This is a genomic window from Aquitalea pelogenes (assembly GCF_041914625.1).
GTDB lineage: Bacteria > Pseudomonadota > Gammaproteobacteria > Burkholderiales > Chromobacteriaceae > Aquitalea > Aquitalea pelogenes.
Genome location: NZ_JAYSDA010000032.1, coordinates 23,904 through 42,156 on the forward strand (window position 1 = coordinate 23,904; position 18,253 = coordinate 42,156).

The 18,253-nt window shown below is 55.5% G+C and carries 17 protein-coding genes and 3 tRNA genes; 13 read left to right on the top strand and 7 right to left on the bottom strand.

All coding sequences use genetic code 11. The features are described from left to right. Positions 1–88: 88 nt before the first annotated feature. On the top strand, positions 89–880 hold the full coding sequence (locus tag ACE3SE_RS19360; protein ID WP_374557595.1) for a hypothetical protein: 792 nt from the start codon (positions 89–91) through the stop codon (positions 878–880). Between the two features lie 70 nt (positions 881–950). Here the strand turns inward: ACE3SE_RS19360 and proB are convergent, their stop codons facing one another. From proB to ACE3SE_RS19375, 3 genes are all read right to left on the bottom strand, one after another. After that, entirely contained in the window at positions 951–2,069 is a 1,119-nt protein-coding gene (gene proB, locus ACE3SE_RS19365; RefSeq protein WP_045846370.1) for a glutamate 5-kinase, read from the bottom strand. Between the two features lie 71 nt (positions 2,070–2,140). Then, positions 2,141–3,679 carry a hypothetical protein gene (locus ACE3SE_RS19370; protein ID WP_131356177.1) on the bottom strand — a complete coding sequence of 513 codons (1,539 nt, stop codon included), beginning with the start codon at positions 3,677–3,679 and terminating at the stop codon, positions 2,141–2,143. Between the two features lie 129 nt (positions 3,680–3,808). Beyond that, complete coding sequence (locus ACE3SE_RS19375) at positions 3,809–5,158, bottom strand: adenosylmethionine--8-amino-7-oxononanoate transaminase (protein ID WP_131356175.1); 1,350 nt, start codon at positions 5,156–5,158, stop codon at positions 3,809–3,811. 188 nt (positions 5,159–5,346) lie between these two features. Here ACE3SE_RS19375 and ACE3SE_RS19380 point away from each other — a divergent pair, with 188 nt between their 5' ends. From ACE3SE_RS19380 to ACE3SE_RS19395, 4 genes are all read left to right on the top strand, one after another. Beyond that, on the top strand, positions 5,347–5,769 hold the full coding sequence (locus ACE3SE_RS19380; RefSeq protein ID WP_374557598.1) for a pilin: 423 nt from the start codon (positions 5,347–5,349) through the stop codon (positions 5,767–5,769). A gap of 17 nt (positions 5,770–5,786) precedes the next feature. Next, positions 5,787–6,227, top strand: a complete 441-nt coding sequence (locus tag ACE3SE_RS19385; RefSeq protein WP_374557600.1) for a pilin — start codon at positions 5,787–5,789, stop codon at positions 6,225–6,227. A gap of 59 nt (positions 6,228–6,286) precedes the next feature. After that, positions 6,287–8,107, top strand: a complete 1,821-nt coding sequence (locus ACE3SE_RS19390) for a PglL family O-oligosaccharyltransferase (protein ID WP_374557602.1) — start codon at positions 6,287–6,289, stop codon at positions 8,105–8,107. Between the two features lie 93 nt (positions 8,108–8,200). Then, positions 8,201–9,988: a PglL family O-oligosaccharyltransferase gene (locus ACE3SE_RS19395; RefSeq protein ID WP_374557604.1), complete on the top strand. Its 1,788-nt coding sequence runs from the start codon at positions 8,201–8,203 to the stop codon at positions 9,986–9,988. Positions 9,989–10,108: 120 nt separating this feature from the next. On the opposite strand, the gene rpoH is transcribed toward ACE3SE_RS19395, so the two are convergent. From rpoH to ftsY, 4 genes are all read right to left on the bottom strand, one after another. Next, positions 10,109–10,972 (bottom strand): RNA polymerase sigma factor RpoH, encoded by an 864-nt coding sequence (rpoH, locus tag ACE3SE_RS19400; protein WP_045846375.1) that lies wholly within the window; start codon positions 10,970–10,972, stop codon positions 10,109–10,111. 192 nt (positions 10,973–11,164) lie between these two features. Continuing rightward, on the bottom strand, positions 11,165–12,073 hold the full coding sequence (gene ftsX / locus ACE3SE_RS19405; protein ID WP_045846376.1) for a permease-like cell division protein FtsX: 909 nt from the start codon (positions 12,071–12,073) through the stop codon (positions 11,165–11,167). Continuing rightward, positions 12,070–12,723: a cell division ATP-binding protein FtsE gene (gene ftsE, locus ACE3SE_RS19410; RefSeq protein ID WP_045846377.1), complete on the bottom strand. Its 654-nt coding sequence runs from the start codon at positions 12,721–12,723 to the stop codon at positions 12,070–12,072. Before ftsE ends, ftsX begins: the two co-directional genes overlap by 4 nt. A gap of 74 nt (positions 12,724–12,797) precedes the next feature. Beyond that, positions 12,798–13,922, bottom strand: a complete 1,125-nt coding sequence (ftsY, locus tag ACE3SE_RS19415) for a signal recognition particle-docking protein FtsY (protein WP_045846378.1) — start codon at positions 13,920–13,922, stop codon at positions 12,798–12,800. Positions 13,923–13,998: 76 nt separating this feature from the next. Here ftsY and ACE3SE_RS19420 point away from each other — a divergent pair, with 76 nt between their 5' ends. From ACE3SE_RS19420 to ACE3SE_RS19455, 8 genes are all read left to right on the top strand, one after another. Then, a complete protein-coding gene (locus ACE3SE_RS19420) occupies positions 13,999–15,357 on the top strand; it encodes a M16 family metallopeptidase (RefSeq protein ID WP_374557608.1) in 1,359 nt (452 codons plus the stop codon). Further along, complete coding sequence (locus ACE3SE_RS19425; RefSeq protein WP_374557610.1) at positions 15,347–16,651, top strand: M16 family metallopeptidase; 1,305 nt, start codon at positions 15,347–15,349, stop codon at positions 16,649–16,651. Before ACE3SE_RS19420 ends, ACE3SE_RS19425 begins: the two co-directional genes overlap by 11 nt. Positions 16,652–16,729: 78 nt before the next feature. After that, a complete protein-coding gene (gene rsmD / locus ACE3SE_RS19430) occupies positions 16,730–17,290 on the top strand; it encodes a 16S rRNA (guanine(966)-N(2))-methyltransferase RsmD (RefSeq protein ID WP_045846380.1) in 561 nt (186 codons plus the stop codon). A gap of 99 nt (positions 17,291–17,389) precedes the next feature. Continuing rightward, positions 17,390–17,641: a YfhL family 4Fe-4S dicluster ferredoxin gene (locus tag ACE3SE_RS19435; protein ID WP_045846381.1), complete on the top strand. Its 252-nt coding sequence runs from the start codon at positions 17,390–17,392 to the stop codon at positions 17,639–17,641. 139 nt (positions 17,642–17,780) lie between these two features. Then, positions 17,781–17,866: transfer RNA gene (locus ACE3SE_RS19440), tRNA-Tyr, on the top strand. Positions 17,867–17,919: 53 nt separating this feature from the next. Further along, positions 17,920–17,993: transfer RNA gene (locus tag ACE3SE_RS19445), tRNA-Gly, on the top strand. 21 nt (positions 17,994–18,014) lie between these two features. Next, a tRNA-Thr gene (locus ACE3SE_RS19450) sits at positions 18,015–18,089 on the top strand. Positions 18,090–18,129: 40 nt separating this feature from the next. Beyond that, the coding region (locus ACE3SE_RS19455) for a GTP-binding protein (protein WP_034985951.1) at positions 18,130–18,253 on the top strand (124 nt) is incomplete at its 3' end.

Sequence of the window (18,253 nt, forward strand, 5' to 3'; positions counted from 1 at the left end):
ACTGCATGTTGCAGGTGCTGTTTTTTGACATTGGCATGGCTATTCAGGACAATCGCATAGTGTGAAAAAATGTTAACGAAAGTCCCCGATGAAAAGAACTGCACTCTTTCTGGCGCTGGCAACCTGTTCGGCCAGCTTGTATGCCGCCAATCCCATGCCTGCAGCACAACTCGGTATTGAAGGCTATCACGAGACCTACCACGAGACTGTGGCCGGCGCGAGCTTCATGACAGAAAAGGCAAACATGTTCGGCTTGAACATGACCTTGCGCGAAGATATCAACGACAGGGATGCCTTTGTACTGCGCGGTCGCTATGCGTGGGGCAGTTCCGACTACTCGAGTGCTGCCGGCCAGTTCAGCGATTTGCGCCGCAAGAGCTATGACTTCAGCCTGGTTTACCAGCATGCATTTGAATTGAGCGCTACCACGCTGACGCCGGAAATCGGTCTGGGTTATCGCCGTCTGGATGACCACCTGGATCAGGCCGGCAGTGGCGGCTACGGACGCAATTCCATGTACAGCTATTTGCTGCTGGGGATGAGTACCCGCAACAGCCTGAATGCCGACTGGATGATTGCCCCGCGTCTGACCTACAAATACATGCTGGCGGGTACCCAGGTATCACGTTTAAGTGAAATCAGCAGTTCTTGTGGCGACTTGCACAACAGCCAGAAGAATGGCTATGGCTATGAAGCCAACCTGGCTTTCGACCGCAAGCTTGCAGGCGGAACCGCACTGAGCATCACACCGTTTTACCGTTACTGGAGCATCAAGGACAGTGATACGGCCACTACCGTATGTGGCAATTTCATTGTTTCCGGGATGGAACCACAAAACACCACCAAGGAAGTGGGTGTGAGTGTGGCGTATTCCTTCTGAAGCCCTTGTGCCATAAAAAAGGCGGCTTGCGCCGCCTTTTTTGTGCCTGTCACTACCCTGAAGCCAGGATTTACAGGGTGACCATATTGTCGCGGTGAATCAGTTCCGGCTCCACCATATAGCCCAGTGTGGCTTCAATCTCGCGCGTGGTTTTCTTCATGATCAGCCGGGCTTCGTCCGAGCTGTAGTTCACCAGGCCGCGCGCCACTTCCAGCCCTTGCGGGTCCACGCAGGCCACCGCCTCACCACGCAGGAAGTCGCCTTCGATGGCGGTAACCCCTACCGGCAGCAGGCTGGTACCACGTTCGCGTACTGCCAGTGCCGCACCATTGTCCAGCACGATGCGACCGGTCAGCTTCAGGTGGTCAGCCAGCCATTGCTTGCGTGCTGCCATGCGGTTGGTCGGTGCCAGCAGCTGGGTGCCAATGCCTTCGCCATCGGCCAGACGCGACAGCACATCATGTTCGCGACCACAGGCAATCACCGTGTCGGCACCACTGCGGGCCGAACGCTTGGCGGCGAGGATCTTGGTAATCATGCCGCCGGTACCAATGCTGGAGCCAGCACCACCGGCCATGTCTTCCAGCGCAGCATCACCTGCCTGCGCTTCGTGCACGAATACCGCATCCGGATGCTTGCGCGGGTCGGCAGTGTACAGGCCTTGCTGGTCGGTCAGGATGATCAGCGCATCGGCTTCAATCAGGTTGGTGACCAATGCACCCAGCGTGTCGTTGTCGCCAAAACGGATTTCGTCGGTGACCACCGTGTCATTCTCATTGATGATGGGGACGACATTAAGATTGAGCAGGGTGGTGAGTGTGGTGCGCGCATTCAGGTAACGGGTGCGGTCGGCCAGGTCTTCGTGGGTCAGCAGGATTTGGGCGGTTTTCAGGCCGAAAGAGCGGAACGCGGTTTCATAGGCCTGACACAGGCCCATCTGGCCCACGGCAGCAGCGGCCTGCAGTTCGTGAACCCCCTTGGGGCGTACAGACCAGCCCAGGCGCTGACAGCCTTCGGCAATGGCCCCGCTGGAAACCAGCACCACCTGTTTGCCACGGCGTTTCAGTTCGGCAATCTCGGCGGCCCAGCGCGCCAGCGCCGCCAGGTCCAGTCCCTTGCCATCATTGGTGACCAGGCTGGAACCTACCTTGACCACAATCCGGTTGGCGGCATGAATCACCGAGCGCATACAAAACCCTTCTGCTGCAATAAATGAAGAAGCTGAAGAGTTTACCGCAAACCGGACAGCCTGGGCGTGGCTCAGAAGTGGTCGCTATCGCGAAATTCCATCAGCTGGAAGTGGGGGGATTGCTTGTCCAGCCTGGAGGAGCGTACCAGCATGTCACCCTTGTCATCCCACAGGCGGAATTCGCGCAGCCGGCTGAACGGGCGGCCTTGCATCAACAGCAGGGCCGGACGGCGCAGGCTGGCAATGGCCGGGAGGCGCAGGGCAAATTGCGGGGTGTCGCTGGGATGGGTAATGGTGGGAATCACCATGACGGCTTCGGGTTTGGCCGCGATGATTTCCACCCCGCATTCCACATCTACCCCATCCGGCAGCAAGGATACCCAGCACACCATGCACAACTGGGCGCTGTCAGGTTTGCCCGGATGAGTCAGCAACACAGCTTCGCCAGCGCGCAGGGTCTGGCCGCGTGGCTGGCCGCGCAGCAGAAAGCCGGTGGCACTCTGGTTCACCACCACAAACAGGCTGGGCGGCGGCGGTGCGCGGGTGGTGGGGGGCGGTGCGGCTTCTTCGTTGCCGGCCTGCACCCAGCTCATGCCGTTGCTGCGATACCAGATGGCCGGCACGGTGGAAATCAGTTCGATTACTTCCTGGATCGGCAGGCGCTGGTGTCGGCGGCGGCGCGGTTGCTGCCATTCGGCAGCCAGCGATTGCAGCAGGTGCAGCTCATCGTAAGTCTGGCTGGGGTTGCTGCTGGTGTTCTGTACCTTGGTCAATTGCTCGATGCTGTGATTCAGCACGGTAATGGCCGGTACCAGGTCCAGCAGATAACATCCCGCTTCCAGGGTTTCCGCCTGGATACGCAGAAAGCGCGGCGGTTCGTCACGGCTGGCATCCACCAGATAGCCATGGGCCTGGCCCTGGATTGCCTCAACCGGAACCAGACCGGTTTGATGGGCCAGATCCATGATCAACTGCTTGGCCACCAGTAATTCCGGCATGGACAGCCGGTTGGTGGAGGTCAGCCCCAACAGCAGGATCTGGCGGTAAATGGTGGCCGGTGAATCGTCGTTTTCCAGATGCTTGTCCTGCCAGCCGCGCGCCAGGGCAAAGCTGAACAGCTGGTGGCAGTCGTACCAGAAGTGTGCCGGTGGCGGGCTGTAGCTCTGGCAGCAGATGCTCAGCAACTGGCGTGCCGACATCATGGTGTACAACAGCAGTTCGATGCGCTGCTGCTCCCGTTCCAGCAGGCCACGTTTGGCCAGCCGCTCGCTCAGCGTGCGTTTGAAGGCAATGAAAATGGCTTCGAACAGGGCTGCGCCCAGCATGGCCAGCTGGCGGGTGCGCGGTGCCGAGGTCAGATCGGTCTGGATGATTTCACTTTCCAGCGCCGGGTAGTAGCGGTCCAGCCCTTTCAGGTATTGCAGCAGCAGCTTGTGGCGGTTGGCCACTTCCATCGGGGTACGGCTGAGATTGCGCAAGGCATCCAGCATCTGGCGGCCGCATTCATGCAGGTCGGTGTAGGGCAAGCGTTCTACCCAGCTGGCAACGCTGTCAGGGTTGGTGTCTACCAATCTCGGGTCCATATCCAGAGCGGGCAAGGCAAGCTGCATCGTGCATCCTGTGGCTAGGCGGGTAAGGGAATGAGTTCTGGCGGAATGACAAACCATATGGATGGTTGATCTGCCATTCCTTGTATCGCTCATGCTATTTGAATCAAGCCCGCCTAGGCAAGGTAATCCTCACGGCAACGCGGTGACCGGCCCGGTCAAAATCGTGTTTTCTTGATGCAGGGCATCCAGTACGGTGCTGGTGGCCTGGAACAGCTGCATCATTTCCGCGGGCTGCATGACATAAGGCGGCATGAAGTACACCGTCTTGCCGATCGGTCTGACCAGACAGCCCAGTTTCAGCATGGCCGAGAAAAACGCTTGTGCAAAGTCGGCGCGCGGGCTTTCTACATCAAACGCCCAGATCATGCCGGTATGGCGGAAGTGACGCACATCCGCCCGTTCAGCCAGCGGTGCCAGAATGTCGGTAAAGGTGGCGGCCAGTTCGCGGTTGCGCGCAATGATGTCTTCGTCGGCAAAAATGTCCAGCACCGCCAGGGCGGCGCTGCAAGCCAGGGCATTGCCGGTGTAGCTGTGGGAGTGCAAAAAGCCGCGGGTGACATCATCGTGATAAAACGCCTGATAGATGGTGTCGGTGCTCAGTACACAGGACAGGGGCAGGAAGCCACCGGTAATGCCTTTGGACAGGCAGAGAAAGTCCGGTTTGATACCGGCCTGCTCGCAGGCAAACAGCGTGCCGGTGCGGCCAAAGCCAACGGCAATTTCATCGGCAATCAGGTGTACCTGGTACTGATCGCACAGGCGGCGCAGTTCTGTCAGGTAGACCGGGTGGTACATGGCCATGCCGGCCGCACCCTGTACCAGCGGTTCCACAATGATGGCCGCCATTTCGCCAGCCTTCTTTGTCAGCACATTTTCCAGCGAGCGAATCGCCGTCATCGCGACATCTTCAGCGCTCTGCCCTTGTCGTGCCAGTCTTGCATCCGGCGATGGCACCCGCACGCCAGGTTTGAGCAGCGGCGCATAGGTGGCGGAGAACAGTGGAACATCGGTGACGGCCAGCGCACCGGCGGTTTCACCGTGGTAGCTGTTATCCAGGCTGATGAAACGGCACTTCTCCGGCTGGCCGATGTTCTTCCAGTAATGAAAGCTCATCTTCAGGGCAATTTCGGTGGCGCTGGCACCATCCGAGGCATAGAACACATGGCCAAGCCCGGTCAGCGCCGACAGGCGCTCGGACAGTTCGATCACCGGCCTGTGGGTGAAACCGGCCAGGATCACATGTTCCACCTCATCCAGTTGCTGCCTGATGGCCTGCTTGATACGCGGATGGCCATGACCGAACAGGTTCACCCACCAGGAACTCACGGCATCCAGGTAACGATTGCCGTCGAAATCCTCCAGCCATACCCCTTCGGCTTTGGCAATGGGGATGATGGGCAGGGTTTCGTGGCGTTTCATCTGGGTGCAAGGGTGCCAGACGCTGTCGCGGCTGCGGTTCAGCCAGTCCTGGTTGCTCATGAGGGCTCCTGTATGCGGGAATGGCAGGATGCTAACACAGCCAGTCCCGGCAGCCGGAACTGACAAAAAACGTCACATGCTGACAGCCTATGCAGGGTGAGTGATGGCGTCACGCCCTGAAAACACGGCGCGCAGCCACCTGGCACGCTTTCTGCATTATGTAGCCCGTGCATACCACGGAGAGGGGCATGCGACGCAATAACGGTTTTACCTTGATTGAACTGATGATAGTGGTAGCCATCATCGGCATTCTGGCTGCGATTGCGATACCGGCGTATCAGGACTATACAATCAGAGCAAAAGTTGCTGAGGGTGTGTCTTTCGCCGATTTTGCGAAAACTACAGTTAGTGAGTATTATTTTTCGAATAATACATGGCCAAGTAGTAATGCGAGTGCTGGTATCCCGTCAATAGTTTCCGGTACATATGTAAGCAATTTGCAAGTAACGGCAAGTGGTGGTGCGGGTGTTATAACTGTTTCATTTCCCAGTGCCATTGCATCCGGTATTCAGGTTATTTTGACATCAAGTGTGACCAGTAGTAATTCTATAAGTTGGACATGTTCTGGAAGTGGCCAGAATGTGAAATACTTACCGTCTTCATGTCGCTAGTTCTTAAGGAGATTTCTATGAAAAAGCAAATCCAACAGGGTTTTACTCTGATTGAATTGATGATTGTAGTTGCGATCATCGGTATTCTGGCTGCAATTGCTATTCCGGCCTATCAGGACTACACCGTTCGTGCAAAGGTTTCTGAAGGTTTGTCGATGGCAGATGCAGCTAAAACAGCGATTTCTGAATCAGCTATTACCAACGGTAGTTTTCCTTCTCAAGCCTCTGGTTCTACCTACTTCACTTCTTCTAGTACTAAAAACGTAAGTGGGGTATCTTACAATACCAGCGGTTCAAATGGTGTTATCACTGTCTGGATGAATGACTCTATTGGCGGTACCGTTGGTCCCAACAAAGACCAATTCTCTCTGACTGGTACTCTGGCTAGCGGTGGTGTGACTTGGACTTGCGCTGCAGTTAATATTGATTCCAAGTACTTGCCTGCTAACTGCCGTTAATTAAATTTTAATATTTAAAGGGTGCTAAATATAGCACCCTTTTTTCATTGGGGTGACGAATGTCTTGGAGAAGTGACAGGGTTGTTGTTTTTTTTCTTGGACTGGCTATTTTATTGCCCTTTTTTAACTTTTTAAGATTTGCTCCTCTGGCGGACTGGTATTTCACCGCGTTAGGAATTTTTTCGCTTGGTCTGGCTTTGGTTGTATGTGTGTTGAATGGGTGTGGCTATCGACTTTCTCGAATTAGTATAGTGGTGTTGATCTTTGTTATTGCGCTGATCTTATCCCATTCTGCTGACCTTGTTGTTCCTGCGGCATTGCTGTTTTTGCTATTTTTCTTTTTTGTCAGTTTGGGTGATTTGTCTGTTCAAGAAAAAAGAATTATTTTTCTTGATTTTTTATCTGCAATGATTTTTATTGCAGCCTTGGTGCAAGTTTTGCTGGGGTTTTCTCAGGTGATTGACTTTGCCAAGTATTTAAATGGATTTGTTACGTATGATGTGAATAATAGAACAGGAAATATATTTGGCAATATCGGACAAAGAAACCACTATGCAAATTTTCTTGGATGGGGAGTGGTTGCTGCCTGCTATTTGTATGCGAAGGGAAAGTTGAGGTTTTTGTTTTTTGTTGGATCTGTATTCTCGATTGAAGTTTTGATCGCTTGGTGTGGTTCTCGTCTTCCCTTTGGCTATAATCTTATTATCTGCTTGTTGGGGTGGTATTGGATGCGGCGCTCGAGTGAGGAGCTTTATGTAAAAAAGATGGTTGTTGGTTTGGTTTTGTCTGTAATCTTGTTTTCATTGATTCAAATATTCAGTAATCAAATTGATTTGATTCTTAACTCTATTGGACTGCCAATTCATGCCCAGAGTGGTGCTGACCGGATTCTTGCCGCCGATCTTGGTGCGCGACGACGAGTTGAATGGGCGAAAGCATGGGATATTTTTCTTTCCCATCCTCTCTTTGGCGTCGGTTTAGGAAATTTTGCCCATTACAGTGTTCAAATGGAGGCATTTTCAGGCTATCCAAAATATCCTGAAAGTTGGTTGTTTACAAATTGCCATAATCTGGTTTTTCAGTTGTTGGCTGAAACTGGTATATTTGGTGCGGTGGTTGTTGTGTTCGGTCTTGCGTTTTGTCTGTTTCCCTATTTTTCTAAAGGAAAGCAGAATGTAGAGAATCTTTTTTTGATTTGTATTGCAGGTATTATTCTTGGGCATAGCATGTTGGAGTATCCTTTGTGGTACTGGCCATTTTTGGCTATGTTGTACACGATTTGTGCATTTTCACCAGTTGCCTCCTATAGACTAGATATGAGCAAGATGTTTTGCTCTGTGATCTCTTTGGCTGTTGCTGCATGCTGTTTTATGAATTTCTATTTTGGTAGAACGGTATTTTATGAATTGGTTGGTTATAATATGCCGGTGCCAAGTATTGCGGAAAATATTCGCAGAGTTGTTCGTCTGCAGGAAATTGAAAAAAATCCACTCTGGAGGCCGGAAGCTCAATTGGTATTGTCCAATTATTTATTACCAACCAGTAGTCAGATTGATTACAAAATTAAACTCTTTGAGGAGATGTCATACTCTATGCCATATCCCCAACTTTTATTCAAGTTGGCAATTTTGTATTCGCTGAATAATCAACCACAAAAAGCCAGAAGTGTAATGGTGCTCGCCATTGCTAATTTTCCAGACATGCTTCCTGCATTCCTGTCAGATCTTGACTCCAGGAAAGAGCAATCCTTGCTAATGATCAGAGAGATGACCAGAAAAGCGGTAGTTGCTTATGGCAATCCCCAGGCTGTAACTACCAATAGCAGAATTGCCGCCGTCATGACCGTCGCCGCCCCCGTCACCCGCAAAGCGCTGTTCTGATCGTCCACAGGCACCGTCGGCCCAGGCTGGCGGTGTCTTCCTGTCAGACATGCGGTATCCTCCTTGTTTTGCTTTCGGCTCCCCTATTTCATCATGTCCTTTCCGACGATCTCCCGCCGCATGGCCTTGCTGGCGTTTTGCCTGATTGCCATCCTGCCCTTTGCATCCCGCATTCATTTTGTCCCGCTACCGCAATGGTTTGGCGAGATGAATGTGGTGTGGTTGATGCTGGCTTCCGCCGTATTCCTGCTACCGTCGGCAACTTTGTTTGAACGTGTACCACGCGCCAGCTGGTGGTGTTTGTTGCTCGCACTGCTGTGGGGTGTGCAGCCGCAGCTGGTGCAGGCCCTGTTTCCCGGCATGACCTATGCCACCGCACTGGCCTGGCTGGTGGTGGCCTTGCTGGCGGGGCTGTCCTACAGCCTGCAGCAGACATTCGGGCCGCGTGACTTTGCCATCTGGCTGGCGCGGGCAGTGATTGTGGGTGGTTTGGTGCAGTCGCTGATTGGCCTCGCACAGCTGACCGGCCTTGCCCACACGCTGGGCCTGTTTTATGACAGTGCGCACCCCACTACCAATATTTTTGGCCATATCGGCCAGCGCAATCAGTACGCGCATTATCTGATGTGGTCGGTGGTGAGCGGGGTATACCTGTTTGCGGTGGACCGCATGGCGCGTGGCTGGCTGGCCTTGCTGGTGGTCTGGTTCGGCCTGATGCTGGCTTATGCTGCATCGCGTACCACGCTGTTGTATCTGCTGGCACTGACCATGCTTGGCTTTGTATGGCACTGGCGCATGCGTAGCCAGGAGTCGCGCCGCCTGATGTGGGCGATGTTGCTGGCCTGTGTGGTGATCTTCGCCGCGCAGTTTGCCTTGCCTTTGGTCAATCACCTGATTTCGCTGTTTACCCATGCCAATGTGACCAATGCCTCCGGCGTGGAGCGGCTGGCGGCTAATGGGGATGACATGGGTTCGCGCCGTATTGCCGAAATGACCAAGGCCTGGATGACCTTCAAAACCCACCCGTTGTGGGGGGTGGGTTGGTCGCAATATGCAGCGGAAAGCGTACGTTTGCAGCCGCTGCCGCAGTTTGCCAGTGCTGGCTTCAATAGCGGCCTGTTCACCAATTGCCATAACCTCATTTTGCAATTGCTGGCGGAAATGGGCCTGCCCATCACCCTGGCCGTGGTAGTCGGCTTTGTCTGGGTGGTATGGCCATTCTTCAGCGAGCGTGCCGAAGCCGAAGGCATGCTGGCCCTGGGTTGCATGGCGGTGACGCTGATTCACAGCATGCTGGAATACCCGCTGTGGTATCTGTATTTCCTCGCCATGCTGGTGGTGTTTGCTTCGATGGCACCGGCACGGACTGCGCGTGCCGGCTTGCTGGTGCGCTCAGCCTGGCTGCTGGGTATGGTGTATGTGGGCTATCTGTCGATTGTCACCTGGTCCACTTACAACGAGCTGGTGGGCTTGTATACCCAGACGGATAACCCGGCACGCGATGCCAAGCGCCAGCAGCGTCTGGCGCAGATCATGGATGAGCATCCGCTGTTTGCCTATCACGCCCTTAGCACGCTGGATGATTATCTGACTGCGGATCGCAGCAACCTGACGCAGAAATTGCAGTGGGAAGAACGCCTGACTGCTTTCCGCCCCTATCCGGATGTGATGATGAAAAAGGCGCAGATGCTGGCACTGGCGGGTAAGCAGGATGAGGCGCGCAAAACCGTGGCCACGGCACTGGCATCCTTCCCGACCTATGCCAAGGATTATCTCGATGGTATTGATGAGGATGTGCCCGAATGGCAAGGCCTGCGTGCCGAGGCGCAACGCGTCTTTGACAAGCTGCCAGCCAAGTACCGGGGTGGGGAAGGGGAGTGAGTGTTGCTGCAAACCGCCGCCCGTAAGGTGGCGCTTGTATCACTCAGACGGTAAAACAGTGAAGAAAATGAAAAAGCCCGCGTCGTTTGGCGCGGGCTTTTTGTTATGGCGGGTGACGGCTTAGTCGTCGATCACCACACCTTCACTCAGTGCGGCCTTCATTTTCCCCAGCGCCTTGGCTTCGATCTGGCGAATGCGTTCGGCCGAAACACCAAACTCGGCAGCCAGTTCGTGCAAGGTGGAACCGCCATCGTCTGCCAGCCAGCGGGCTTCCACAATGCGGCGGCTACGGGCATCCAGAGTGGACAGCGCATATTCGATGCCTTCGGTCTGCAGGTGATCGAAAGCCTTGCGTTCCAGTGCGCGGGTCGGCTCATGGTGGGCATCAGCCAGCCAGTCTATCGGTGCATACGACTCGTCATCACCGTCATCGGCCATCAGCGCGATATCCTGCCCGCTCATGCGGGTTTCCATTTCACGTACTTCTTCCGGCTTCACGCCAAGGTCTTCGGCAATCTGCTGCGCTTCCTGCTCACTCAGGGCAGAGAAGCTGCTTTTCATGCTGCGCAGGTTGAAGAACAGCTTGCGTTGTGGCTTGGTGGTAGCAATGCGCACCAGACGCCAGTTACGCAGGATGAATTCGTGGATTTCGGCCTTGATCCAGTGCACGGCAAAGGAAAACAGGCGAACACCGCGGCCGGGCTCGAAGCGTTTTACCGCTTTCATCAGGCCGATATTGCCTTCCTGGATCAGGTCGGCTTGTGGCAAGCCGTAACCGGCATAACCACGGGAAATGGATACGACGACACGCAGGTGCGACAGAACCATCTGGCGAGCGGCATCCAGGTCGTTTTCTTCCTGGAAGCGGGTGGCCAGTTCTGTTTCCTGTTCGGGGGTCAGCATGGGAACACTGTTCACCGCCTGGATGTATTGCTCCAGGCTGCCGCTGGACGACGGAACGGGCAAGGCAAATGTTGTGGTCATCAGTGTAACTACCTCCTTGGGTAGTGCTATCTTAGCACTCGCATATAGAGAGTGCTAGCAAGCAAAGGTTCCACCGTCAATGAATTTTTCTATGATGCCGATAGCTTTTTTCAAGTCGCTAGCGGGTATTCATCAGGGACGGCCAGTTGTCACCTTAAGTGAAAACCGGCCGTGGCGGGAAGGGGAGGATTGTTAACGAGGTTGTATCTGGCGCAGGTGATGGTCGGACGCCAGGCGGGCACCCAGCATGGCCAGCACGGCAGAAACGGCCAGTACCACGGCCAGCTCCACCGGCGTCAGGCCACGCAGCGAGACGGCTTCGTTATAAAGCTGGGCAAACTCGTGAATGGCCGGGTTGGCCGTCACCACCAGCCAGCTGGTCAGCCCCCAGGCAGCCAGTCCGGCCAGCAAACCCTGCCACATGGCGTGATACATGAAGGGTCGGCGGATGAAGCTGTCCGGTGCGCCAATCAGCTTGGCCACTTCAATTTCGTCACGCCGTGCCAGAATCTGCATCCGCACCGCATTGTAGGTTACCAGCACCAGTGCGATGCCCAGCGCAGCACCCAAAAACCAGGTCAGTTGCTTGCCCATTTCCACCATGCCGTACAGGCGCTTGGCCCAGCGGGCATCAAACTGGGCGGTCTCCACCATGGGCAGGCCGGACAGCTCTTTTTGCAGCATTTCCAGTTCGTGCGGTTCCAGCGTCTTAGGGGTAACCACAAAGGCGTCCGGCAGCGGATTGTCAGTCAGTCCTTCGCTTAAGCCGGCCAGTCCATTGCGCTTTTCCAGGTCAGAGAGCGCCTGTTTCTTGCCAATGAACTGGAAACTCTGGATGCGCGGGTGCTTGGTCAGGGTGCTGGAGACAGCAGCCAGGTCTGCTTCTTCGGCAGACTGCTCCATGAAGAGGGTGATCTGCGGCGTGGCGGTCAGTCGGCCCGCCCATTCCTGGATGCTGCTCACACTCAGGTACAGCGATAGCGGCAGCGCCAGCGCAATCGACAACATCAGCAGGGTAAGCAGGCTGCCAAATGGCTGACGGACAATCTTGCCCAAAGCCTGCCGTGCACTTTGCCAGTTCAGATACAGATAATGTTTCATGCGGCGAACTGCCCTTCTTTCAACCGGATGATACGGCGACCATAGTCTTCCATCAGTGTTTCATCATGGGCGGAAATCACCACGCTGACGCCAACCTGATGGAAGGATTTGAACAATTCCATGATGTCCAGTGCATAGGCGCGGTCCAGGTTGGCTGATGGTTCATCGGCCAGCAGCAAGCTGGGGCGGTGTACTACGGCACGGGCAATGCACAGCCGCTGCTGTTCACCACCGGACAGGCGGATAGGCATGGTTTTCTCTTTTGACAGCAAGCCCACCTTGTCCAGTGCGGCACGTACGCGGCGCGCGGCATCGCGGCGGTCAAAGCCGATGATGTCCAGCGGCAACATCACATTGTCGAATACTGAACGGTCAAACAGCAGCTTGTGGTCCTGAAACACCATGCCGATATGCTGCCGGACATAGGGAATCTGACTGTTACGCAGCTTGGACAGGTTTTGCCCGCTGACAATCACGCTGCCGCTGGTGGCGCGTTCTATCCCGGCCACCAGTTTGAGCAAAGTGGATTTGCCTGCACCGGAATGCCCGGCCAGAAACACCATTTCACCGGTATCGATGGTAAAGGAAAGGTTCTTCAGGGCCTCGTTGCCACCGGGATAACGCTTGGTGACCTGGTCGAACTGAATCATGCGCTGGATTCCCCTTGATCCGGAAAGACATCACCGGCAGTGGTCTGCCGGTGCTCATAGATTGTATTGCTGACTTAGTCGAACAAGGCGTCGACATAGTCCTTGCTGTTGAATGGCCGCAAGTCGTCAATGCTTTCACCCACGCCGACAAACCGTAGCGGAATGGGGCGCTGCTTGGCAATGGCGGCAATCACGCCACCTTTGGCGGTGCCATCCAGCTTGGTCAGAATCAGGCCGGTGAGGCCCAGCGCGTCATCGAATACCTTGACCTGGCTGATGGCGTTCTGGCCGATATTGGCGTCCAGCACCAGAATCACCTCATGCGGGGCATCCGGCAGGGCCTTCTGGATGACGCGCTTCACCTTCTTGATTTCTTCCATCAGGTGCAACTGGGTGGGCAAGCGGCCAGCGGTATCTGCCAGTACGATATCAATGCCACGCGCCGTGGCGGCCTGGATGGCGTCATAACAAACAGCGGCGGCATCACCGCCTTGCTGGGCAATCACGGTGACGTTGTTGCGTTCGCCCCAGGCCATCAGCTGCTCGCGCGCAGCCGCGCGGAAGGTATCGCCGGCTGCCAGCAGCACGCTCTTGCCTTGCTGCTGGTAGTACTTGGCCAGTTTGCCAATGGAAGTGGTTTTACCAGCACCATTCACCCCGGCCATCATGATGACAAACGGCTTCTTGCCGTTGACATCCAGCGGCTTCTCCAGCGGGTGAATTAGCTCGTTCAGCGAATCCTTCAAGGCGCCTTTCAGTTCGCTGCCGTCTTTCAGACCTTTCAGGCTGACGCGCTCGCGCACATCCTTTAATAGATGCAAGGTGGCATCCATGCCCATGTCGGCGGTCAAGAGGACGGTTTCCAGCTCCTCGTACAGATCCTCATCAATCTTGCCGCCACCAAACAAACCGGCCAAGGATTTGCCCAGCTTGTCGCGGGTTTTGGAAAGGCCAGCCTTCAGGCGCTCGGTCCAGCTGAGTTTTTTGGCGGGGGCGGCGCTTTCTGCTGCCGGGATTTCCGCTGCGGTAACCGTGCTGGCGACAACCGGCGCAACGGCTTCAGCCTGCACGACAGGAGCTGGATTGTTTTCCGGTACGGCAACAGGCGATTCGACAGCCGTGCTCTGGGTCGGCTCGGCTTGCGGTTCGATAACCGGGGTTTCAACCGGCTTTGGCTTTTTCTTGAAGAAACTAAACATGCGTCTGTGTAGTCTGGGGAAGCGATAAATGGCTAAATTGTATCCTTAAATGAGCAACTGGGCAGAAACGATGGTGATGAAAGCAAAATCAGGGCTGATCCTGGGCATGCTCCTGCTATTGGCGGGTGTGGTGATGGCGGCACCGCAAGAGACAATACTGCCCAACGGCATGAAGGTGGTGGTGGTACGCGATGCAAGATCACCCGTGGTGGTTTCCCAGTTGTGGTACCGGGTGGGGAGTGTGGATGAGGTCAATGGGCATACCGGCCTGTCACATTTACTGGAACACATGATGTTCAAGGGTACGGCCAGCGTTGCGGATGGCGAATACTCCAGACGGATTGCCCAGGCCGGTGGCAAGGAAAACGCCTTCACCAGTCGCGATTACACGGTGTACTTCGCCCAGCTGTCTGCCGACAAGCTGCCCTTGCTACTGGAGCTTGAAGCCGACCGCATGGCCAATCTGCAGATAGATGAAGCAGCTTTCCGGCGTGAACTGGAAGTCGTCAAGGAAGAACGTCGCCTGCGCACTGACGACCAGCCCGCCGGCCTGTTGCAAGAAGCGCTGTATGCCAATGCCTTTGTGGCAAATCCTGTTCGTTACCCGGTGATTGGCTGGATGGATGACCTAGTCCATGCCAGAGCGGATGACCTGCGCCAGTGGTATCGCCAGTGGTATGTGCCAAACAATGTCACCTTGGTGATTGTCGGTGATGTCGATCCGCCTCGTGTATTTGAGCAGGTCAGGCATTACTTTGCCGGTCTCCCGGCCAAAACATTGCCCGCACGTAATCCGCAGCGTGAACCCTTGCAGCAGGGCATCAAGCGGGTGGAGCTGAGTGCGCCGTCACAGTTCAATTATCTGAGCATGGCCTGGCATGTGCCTGGGCTCAGTCCCGGGGCGGATGGTCAGGCATATGCCTACGCCCTGTTGGAGGCCGTGTTGTCGGGAGATGCCGCTGCACGGCTGCCTAGTCAGATGGAAAGGGGAAAGGCGCTGGCGCATGCGGCAGCTGCCGATTACAGCATGCTGGGCCGGGGCGAGGCCTTGTTTGTCATTACCGCCACGCAAGCACGTGGCAGGCAGCCGGCAGAACTGGAAGCTGCCATCCGTCAGCAGCTGCGGGACATCGTCGAGCGTGGTGTCAGCGAGCAAGAACTGGGACGTGCCCGGCTCCGGCTAGATGCGGATGAGATATACCAGCGTGATTCACTGTTTGCCCAGGCCATGCGCGTAGGTACGCTGGAGTCTGTCGGCTTTTCCTGGCGTGATGCCGACCGCATCCGGCAGCAAATGCAGCAGGTGACTGCGGAACAAGTACGCCAGGCAGCAGCTTCCTTGCAGGATGGCCAGCTTACTGTTGTCACCCTGCTGGGCAAAGGCGGCGTAAATACAATGGCCGGTCAATTGAAGGGAGATGGACTTGTCCGTTAAAACAATGACCCTGGCTGCCGTGATGGCCCTGTTCAGCTCGCTGGCAAGTGCAGTCGAGATTCAGTCGTGGATTACACAGCAAGGCGCCCGCGTTTTGCTGGTAGAAGCACATGACAACCCGATACTGGATGTGCGGGTTGACTTTGACGCAGGCAGCCGGCGCGACCCGCCAGGTAAGGAAGGGCTGGCAGCCATGGTGGCCAGCCTGCTGGATAGTGGCACCGCCCGGCTGGATGAAGATGCCATCCAGCAACAGCTGGCCAACAGTGCTGCACAGCTGAACGGCTTTGCCGAACTGGAAACTGCAGGCCTGCGCATGCGCAGCCTGAGCCGTCCTGATCTGCAAGAGCGCGTCACCGGACTGGCCTCCCAGTTGCTTACCCAGCCGACATTTGCCGTGGCCGTGTTGAATCGCGAACGGCAACGCGCCATAGAAAGCCTGCTGCAAAGGCAGGAAGATGCCGGGGCAAGCGCAGACATCACCTTGCAACAACGCATGTATGGTGATCACCCCTACGCCAGGCCCGCATACATCACGGTCAACAGCCTGCAAGCCATCCAGCGCGAAGATCTGCTGCAGTTCTGGCAACAACATTACCGCGCAGCAGGGGCCGTGGTATCCATTGTCGGAGACATAAAACGTCAGGATGCTGAATTACTGGTCAATGCCATGCTGCGTAACTTGCCGCAAAGCACGCAGCCTTTGCCGGATATTGCACAAGCAACACCGCAGCCTGTTGCCCGGGTTCACCTGACACGATCAGGCAGCCAGACCCATATTGCACTGGGCATGCCGGTACTCAGGCGCGACGATCCGGACTACTACCCATTGTTGCTGGGAAATTACATTCTGGGTGGTGGTGGCTTTGACTCCCGCCTGATGCAGGAGCTGCGTGTACGGCGCGGTTTGACCTACGGTGTGCGCAGCCACTTCACACCATTGCAACAAGCAGGGCCGTTTATCATTTCACTAGCCACCCGCAATGCAGAGGCCGGACTGGCGCTGCAGACAACGCGTGAGGTACTGGCACGCTTTATAAAGGAAGGACCGACAGAAACAGAGTTGAACCAGGCCAAGGCCAATATCATTGGCGGCTTTCCATTGCGCTATGACAGCAACAGCAAATTGCTGCCCTATCTCGCTGTTATCGGTCAGTACCACTTGCCATTGAGCTATCTGGAAGATTACCCACGCGCCGTAGCCCAGGTGAGCATTGCGCAGATTCGTGATGCCTGGCAACGCCGGATTGACCCGCAGCAAATGCAGATTGTGACGGCAGGCGCTACACCTTGAGCGTCAAACTGCTTGCGATGCAGCATGCCAGGCGGGAAAAGAGTAAACTCTCGCCCTTGTGTTTTCAGCCCATGCATCATGAATCAGCAGCGAAACAAAGTCCGTATCATCGGTGGGCAGTACCGCCGCCGCTTGTTACCTTTCCCGGATGCCGAGGGCTTGCGGCCCACACCGGACCGCGTCAGGGAAACCGTATTCAACTGGTTGGGTCAGGAACTCTATGGCAAACGCTGCCTCGACCTGTTTGCCGGTAGCGGGGCGCTGGGGTTCGAAGCCGCATCGCGCGAGGCAGCTCGCGTGGTCATGGTGGAGAAGTCGCGCAAGGTGGTCGAGTCGCTCAAGGCGAATCGTCAGCTGCTCGCCGCAACGCATATAGATGTAGTCGCCATGGATGCAATGCACTATGTGCAAGGCTGTCGTGAAAAATTCGATGTCATCTTCCTGGACCCGCCATACGACTCGACACTGTTGCAGCAGGTGCTGCCTTTGACAGCAGCGCTGCTGGCAGAAGACGGTGTGGTGTATTTCGAGGCCAGGCATTGGCCTGAAGCCCTCAGCGGCTGGGAAGTCATCAAGCAGGACAAGGCGGCATCCGTGCATTACGCACTGGCAAGGCCGCTGGAAGAAGAATCGCTGTAATGCACCTGCAGGCCGCCGCATAAAGATATAACGGGGCGAACTTGCGACTGCGGCAGGTGGATGACAGAATCAATACTGTGAATACTTGAGGAAATTACTATGTCTCTCATGATTACCGACGAATGCATCAACTGCGACGTCTGTGAACCGGAATGCCCGAACAACGCCATTTCGCAAGGCGAAGAGATCTATCAGATCGACCCCAACCTGTGCACCCAGTGCGTTGGTCATTACGACGAACCGCAGTGCCAGCAAGTCTGTCCGGTGGATTGCATCCCGCTGGATCCGGCGCATCCGGAAACCCAGGAAGAGCTGCACGCAAAATATCTGCAGATTTCCGGCAAGGCCTGATCAAGGCTAAGTGCTTGATGCAAAAAGCAGAGCCCCGCCCAGTGCGGGGCTTTGTGCATTTTCCGGCAAAAATAATTAAAAAAAATGCGCTACAGGTGTTGACGGAAGAAACGGGTATCTATACTATTCGGGTCTCTCAGGGGGGGTTACCCCAGCGGTCAACGGGTCCGGACTGTAAATCCGGCGGCTCAGCCTTCGAAGGTTCGAATCCTTCTCCCCCCACCAGAATTAATTACGTCTTGGCGGCGTGTAGTATGAAAGCCGTTTAGTTGTTGCAGGCGGGTGTAGCTCAATGGTAGAGCAGAAGCCTTCCAAGCTTACGACGAGGGTTCGATTCCCTTCACCCGCTCCAAGCGTTATTGCCTGTTTAAGGGCCCATGTAGCTCAGGGGTAGAGCACTCCCTTGGTAAGGGAGAGGTCGGCAGTTCAATTCTGCCCATGGGCACCACCCATTTGTTTGTTAGAGACTCAATTCAGGAAATTTTGCCATGGCTAAGGAAAAGTTCGAGCGGACCAAACCGCACGTAAACGTCGGCACCATCGGTCACGTTGACCATGGTAAGACCACCCTGACCGCAGCGATCACCACCATTCTGTCCAAGAAGTTCGGTG

What these genes read in the sequence shown, in the direction of transcription:
- ACE3SE_RS19360 (WP_374557595.1), top strand. Translation starts at nt 89, where the DNA reads ATGAAAAGAACTGCACTCTTTCTGGCGCTGGCAACCTGTTCGGCCAGC.
- ACE3SE_RS19375 (WP_131356175.1), bottom strand. Translation starts at nt 5,158, where the DNA reads ATGAGCAACCAGGACTGGCTGAACCGCAGCCGCGACAGCGTCTGGCAC.
- ACE3SE_RS19370 (WP_131356177.1), bottom strand. Translation starts at nt 3,679, where the DNA reads ATGCAGCTTGCCTTGCCCGCTCTGGATATGGACCCGAGATTGGTAGAC.
- ACE3SE_RS19390 (WP_374557602.1), top strand. Translation starts at nt 6,287, where the DNA reads ATGTCTTGGAGAAGTGACAGGGTTGTTGTTTTTTTTCTTGGACTGGCT.
- rsmD (WP_045846380.1), top strand. Translation starts at nt 16,730, where the DNA reads ATGAATCAGCAGCGAAACAAAGTCCGTATCATCGGTGGGCAGTACCGC.
- rpoH (WP_045846375.1), bottom strand. Translation starts at nt 10,972, where the DNA reads ATGACCACAACATTTGCCTTGCCCGTTCCGTCGTCCAGCGGCAGCCTG.
- ACE3SE_RS19395 (WP_374557604.1), top strand. Translation starts at nt 8,201, where the DNA reads ATGTCCTTTCCGACGATCTCCCGCCGCATGGCCTTGCTGGCGTTTTGC.
- ftsY (WP_045846378.1), bottom strand. Translation starts at nt 13,922, where the DNA reads ATGTTTAGTTTCTTCAAGAAAAAGCCAAAGCCGGTTGAAACCCCGGTT.
- ftsE (WP_045846377.1), bottom strand. Translation starts at nt 12,723, where the DNA reads ATGATTCAGTTCGACCAGGTCACCAAGCGTTATCCCGGTGGCAACGAG.
- ACE3SE_RS19420 (WP_374557608.1), top strand. Translation starts at nt 13,999, where the DNA reads ATGAAAGCAAAATCAGGGCTGATCCTGGGCATGCTCCTGCTATTGGCG.
- ftsX (WP_045846376.1), bottom strand. Translation starts at nt 12,073, where the DNA reads ATGAAACATTATCTGTATCTGAACTGGCAAAGTGCACGGCAGGCTTTG.
- ACE3SE_RS19380 (WP_374557598.1), top strand. Translation starts at nt 5,347, where the DNA reads ATGCGACGCAATAACGGTTTTACCTTGATTGAACTGATGATAGTGGTA.
- proB (WP_045846370.1), bottom strand. Translation starts at nt 2,069, where the DNA reads ATGCGCTCGGTGATTCATGCCGCCAACCGGATTGTGGTCAAGGTAGGT.
- ACE3SE_RS19385 (WP_374557600.1), top strand. Translation starts at nt 5,787, where the DNA reads ATGAAAAAGCAAATCCAACAGGGTTTTACTCTGATTGAATTGATGATT.
- ACE3SE_RS19435 (WP_045846381.1), top strand. Translation starts at nt 17,390, where the DNA reads ATGTCTCTCATGATTACCGACGAATGCATCAACTGCGACGTCTGTGAA.